The sequence below is a fragment of the Actinomadura opuntiae genome (genome assembly GCF_030283205.1).
Lineage (GTDB): Bacteria > Actinomycetota > Actinomycetes > Streptosporangiales > Streptosporangiaceae > Spirillospora.
On the sequence record NZ_JASNWF010000054.1, the window covers coordinates 1 to 5,410 of the forward strand.

The window sequence follows — 5,410 nt, forward strand, 5'->3', positions numbered from 1 at the left end:
CTCCCTCGCCGACGTACTCACCGACCTGCAAGACCGCCAAGCAGCCCTGCTGGACCACCACCACTACAGCCTGGCCGACATCCAAAAGGACACCGGCCTACCCACCCTCTTCGACACCATCGTGGTGTTCGAGTCCTATCCGTGGGACGGTGCCGGTGCCGAGATGGCGGAGTTCGGCCTCACGATGAGTCGGCTCCGGTATTCGACCGGGACGCATTATCCGCTGACGCTCATGGCCGTCCCGGAACCGCTGCGCATGACACTCCAATACCAGCGCGAGGTGCTCGAGCAGCAGGCCGTCCAGCAAATGGCGGACCGGTACCTGCGCGTCCTCGAACAGATCATTGAGAACCCCGACGTCCCCGTTGGTTCCGTGGAAGTGCTCTCTGCCGAGGAACGGGCGTTCTTGGAGCAGAGGCAAGCGCGGCCCGTCGCATCGGAGGGCAGGCGGCCGGCGACCCGCGCCACGAACGACAAGGCGCTGCTGCCCGGGATGTTCGAGGCGGCCGTGGCCGCCATGCCAGGCGCCGTCGCCGTCACCGACGGCGCCCGCTCCCTCACCTACGCCGAACTGGACGCCCGCGCCAACGGCTTGGCATTCGAGCTGATCGAACGAGGCGTCGGCCCGGACCGTCCGGTCGCGGTGGCGACGCGGCGGCCGCTGGACTCGGTGGTGGCGCTGCTCGCGGTCGCCAAGGCCGGCGGCGTGCACCTGCCGATCGACGCGCGACGTCCCGTGCTCGATGCAGTCGGCAGTCTGAACGGCACCGGTCCGCAGGTCGTCCTGACCGATCGGGAGACCGCGGAGATGCTGCCGGAGCCGGGGATTCCGTGCCTGTACGTGGACGGCACGTGGACGCCCATCGATCAAGCTCCGACCGACGCCGACCGGCTGCGCCCGCTGCGTCCGCAACACCTGGCGTATGCGAGCGGTCCCGGATCGGACGGCTCGCCATACGGCGCGGCCGTCACCCACAGGAACGTCACGGGTCTCGTCACGCAGCTGGCCGCGCGGCTCGGCACCGGCCCCGGGGCCAGGCTCGTGTCCTGTATGCAGGCCGGCTCCGACACGCGGATCACCGAGACGCTCGTGGCCCTGTCCACCGGCGGCACCCTCGACCTCGCCGGGGATCCGGCGAGCCCGTCGCCGTCCGGTACCGGAAGCAGGACCATCATCAGCACGGCGCCGTCCGCGCTCGCCGGGCTGCTGGAGAGCACGGACGGCCACATCGGTGCCGCCGCCGTCGTCTTCTCCGGCGAGGAACTGCCCGCTGACCTGGTGACTCGCGCACGCGAGGCCATCCCGGGAGCGAGCGTCCTGAGCTGGTACGGGCAACCGGAGACCGGATCCGCGACGACCCTGACGGTCGATCCTTCGGACGACTGGGCCGCCGCCGGAACCGCCCCGCTCGGAATGCCACTCCAGGACGTTCAGGTGCTCGTGCTCGGCCCGGGCCTCGCACCGGTCCCGCCACGGGTGACCGGAGAGCTGTACATCGCAGGCCCCGGGCTCGCCCGCGGCTACCTCGGCGCCCCGGGCCTGACGGCGTCCCGGTTCGTCGCCAACCCGTTCGACCCGTCCGGCGGACGGATGTACCGCACCGGCGACCTCGTCCGCCGGACGAGGACCGGCGAGCTGATGTACGTCGGCCGCACCGACGACCGGGTGCGCCTCCGCGGCATGCGGATCGCGCTGGGCGACGTCCAGTCGGCGGTCACCGCGCATCCGGGGGTCGCACAGGCGGCCGTCGTCATCCGCGACCGAGCCGACGGAACGAGACTGCTGGTCGCCTACGTGGTGCCGGAAACCGCCGGTGACCCGGTGGACGACCTGCGCGACTTCGTTGCGGACCGCGTGCCTGCCCCCATGGTGCCCGTGGCGTTCGTGACGGTCGACCAACTCCCCCTGACAGCCGACGGCCAAGTGGACCAGGCCGCGTTGCCGACGCCGGTGACGGAGAGCCGCAGCCGGTGAACGACGCGAAATCGAGGTAACGCCATGATCCCGTTGTCGTATGCGCAGAGCCGGCTGTGGTTCCTGTACCGGTTCGAGGGCCCGTCGGTGACGTACAACCTGCCGGTGGTGCTGCGATTCCGCGGCGCAGTGGACGCCGACCTGATGTCCGCGGCTTTGCGTGACGTGGTGACGCGGCACGAGAGCCTGCGGACGGTGATTGGCGAGGACGAGCGCGGGGTGGCGTTTCAGCGGATCGTTCCGGCGGATGAGGTGGCGGTTGAGGTTCCGTTGCGTCGGGTGCAGCCGGAGCGGGTGGCGGACGCGGTAGCTGAGGCAGTGGCGTACGAGTTCGCGCTGGAGTCGGAGATCCCGATTCGCGGGTCGCTTTTTCAGTGTGGTGAGGACGAGTACGTCTTGGTCGTCCTGATGCACCACATCGCAGCGGACGCAGGATCGATGGCGCCGTTGGCGCGGGACCTGTCGGCGGCTTATGCCACGCGGGCCCACGGGCAGGAACCGGGGTGGGAGCCGCTGCGGGTCCAGTACGCCGACTACACGCTGTGGCAGCAGGAACTCCTGGGGGACCTTTCCGATCCGGAAAGCGTCGCGTCCCGGCAGGTCGAGTACTGGCGCAAGGAACTGGCGGACGCCCCGCAGCCGTTGCCGCTTCCCACCGACCGGCCGCGTCCGGCAACGCGCAGCCATCGGGGCGAGACGGTGGAGTTCACCGTGCCGTCCGAACTGGCGGCCGAAGTCGAGCAGGTCGCGCGCCGGCATGGTGCGACGGTGCCGATGGTGTTGCAGGCGGCTTTTGCGGTGCTGTTGTCGCGGTTGGGTGCGGGCGCCGACGTCACGATGGGCTCGCCGATCGCCGGCCGTACGGACGAAGACCTCAACGATCTGATCGGGTTCTTCGTCAACAACTGGGTTCTGCGTGTCGATGTGTCGGGTGGGCGGTCGTTCGCGGAGGTTGTGGGTGAGGTGCGGGATAAGGCGCTGGCGGCGTACGACAACCAGGATGTGCCGTTCGAGCGCCTGGTGGAGCTGCTGAACCCGGAGCGATCGACTGCCTATCACCCGCTTTTCCAGGTCGCCTTCGTCTGGCAGAGCACCATCGCGACGCCCGGGGACGCGGTGCGGCTGCCCACCCTCCAATGGTCGGTCGAGCCCACCGTCAACCAGGCGGCGAAATTCGACCTGAGCCTGATCATGGCCGAGGCCGATGCCGCCGAGAGCCGGGAATTCCGCGGATTCCTCGAATTCGCCACGGACCTGTTCGACCGGGGAACGGCCGAGCGCTTGGCGGAGCGTTTTGCGCGCGTGTTGGAGTGTGTCGTCGGTGATGTGGGGGTGTTGCTGCGTGAGGTAGGGGTGTTGACGGGCGTGGAGCGGTCGTTGGTGGTGGAGGAGTGGAACGACACCGATCTTGGTGTGCCGGGGTGGGTGTTGCCGGGTGTGTTCGAGGCGGTGGTGGCGGGGTCGCCGGATGCGGTGGCGGTGGTGGCTGGTGGTGTGTCGTTGAGTTATGGGGAGTTGGAGGGTCGGGCGAATGCGTTGGCATTTGAGCTGATCGGGCGTGGTGTGGGTCCGGATGTGTTGGTGGGTGTGGTTTTGGGTCGGTCGGTGGATTTGGTGGTGGGTTTGCTGGCGGTGTCGAAGGCGGGTGGGGCGTATGTGCCGGTGGATCCGCAGTATCCGGGACCGCGGATGGAGTACGTGCTTCGCGATGCCGCACCGCTGGTGATCGTCACCGACCATCAGACGGCTGGCGTTCTTCCTGACATCGATGTGCCGTTGGTGTTCGTAGATGATGAGCGGAGCTTGCTGGAGCGAGCGCCAACGGACGCTGATCGTCTTGGGCGGTTGGTGCCGGAGCATTTGGCGTATGTGATCTATACGTCGGGTTCTACGGGCGCGCCTAAGGGTGTGGGAGTGAGCTTCGGCAGCGTGGTCTCGCTGTTTGTGGGGACGGATCATTGGGCTGGGTTTGGTCCGGGTGATGTGTGGGCGTGGTGTCATTCGCAGGCGTTCGATTTCTCGGTGTGGGAGATGTGGGGTGCGCTGCTGTACGGCGGTCGTGTGGTGCTGATGCCGTGGGATGTGGTGCGGTCCCCGTCCGACCTTTGGCAAGTGCTGGTCGATGAAGGCGTCACGGTGCTGAGCCAGACACCGGCGGCTTTCTATGGGCTGATCGAGGCGGCCGACTCGCAGATGGTGGCGGAGTCGGCGTTGCGGATGGTGGTGCTGGGTGGTGAGGCGGTGGATCCGGCGCGGCTGCGGGGTTGGTGGGGGTTGGCGGATCCGGCGCCGGCGGTGGTGAACATGTACGGCATCACCGAGACCACCGTGCACGTCACCCGCCTCGAACTGGAACCCGGCAATGAGCCCGCTGGCGGCTCTCCGGTGGGTGTGCCGTTGGAGAACGTCCGCACCTACGTGCTCGACGACGCACTCATGCCGGTGCCGCCGGGTGTGGTCGGAGAACTGTATGTCGCGGGCAATGGTGTGGCGCGCGGGTACCTGAATCGTGCGGGTTTGACGGCGTCACGGTTTGTGGCTGATCCGTTCAATCCTGATGGTGGGCGGTTGTATCGGACGGGTGATCTGGCGCGGTGGACGCGCCGCGGCGAACTGGTGTACGTGGGCCGCTCTGATGATCAGGTGCAGGTGCGGGGGTTCCGGATCGAGCCGGGCGAGATCGAGGCGGTGCTGGCCGCGCACCCTGCTGTCGCCCAAGCTGCGGTCATCGCCCGCTCCGACGACGCCACCGCATCCGACGTCACCGATGTAGGGAAACGACTCGTCGCTTACGTGGTTCCGAACCGTTCGGAAGCGGCGCAGCCTGCCACTGAAGGAATCGACGGCGTTCTGGAATTCCACGGAGATCTGGTCGTCGTGGACGGCATCGTCACCGACCACATCGTTTCTGAACTGCGTGGTTTTGCTGCGGGGCGGTTGCCGGAGTACATGGTTCCGGCGGCTTTTGTGGTGTTGGAGCGGTTGCCGTTGACGGTGAATGGGAAGGTGGATCGGGCTGCGTTGCCGGCTCCGGTGTTTTCGTCGGCGGGAGAATACCGGGCCCCTGCGTCTGCGGTGGAGAAGGCGTTGGCGGAGGTTTTCGCCGAGGTGCTTGGTGTGGGCCGGGTCGGTGTGGATGATGATTTCTTCGCGTTGGGCGGGGACAGCATCCGTTCGATTCAGGTGGTGACGCGGGCTCGCCGTGCTGGTGTGGTGGTGACCGCCCGGCAGATCTTCCAAGCGCGCACGGTCGCCGCGCTGGCCGCCGTCGCCGATGGTGCGGATTCGACCCACGTGTTGGCGGAGCTGCCCGGTGGTGGTGTGGGTGAGGTCGGGTTGTTGCCGGTGGCGCGGTGGATGCTGGAGCGCGGCGGCAAGTTCGGCCGGTACGCCCAGTGGATGGTGCTGGGCCTGCCCGCCGGAATCGAGCATGCC

Annotated in this window: 2 protein-coding genes; both read left to right on the forward strand. The window is 67.9% G+C overall.

Translation table 11 applies throughout. The annotated features are described in order from the left end of the window. Positions 1-1,975, forward strand: a 1,975-nt coding sequence (locus QP089_RS48600; protein ID WP_285921423.1) for an AMP-binding protein, incomplete at its 5' end; no start/stop codon positions are given. Between the two features lie 24 nt (positions 1,976-1,999). Next, the coding region (locus QP089_RS48605; protein ID WP_285921424.1) for a non-ribosomal peptide synthetase at positions 2,000-5,410 on the forward strand (3,411 nt) is incomplete at its 3' end.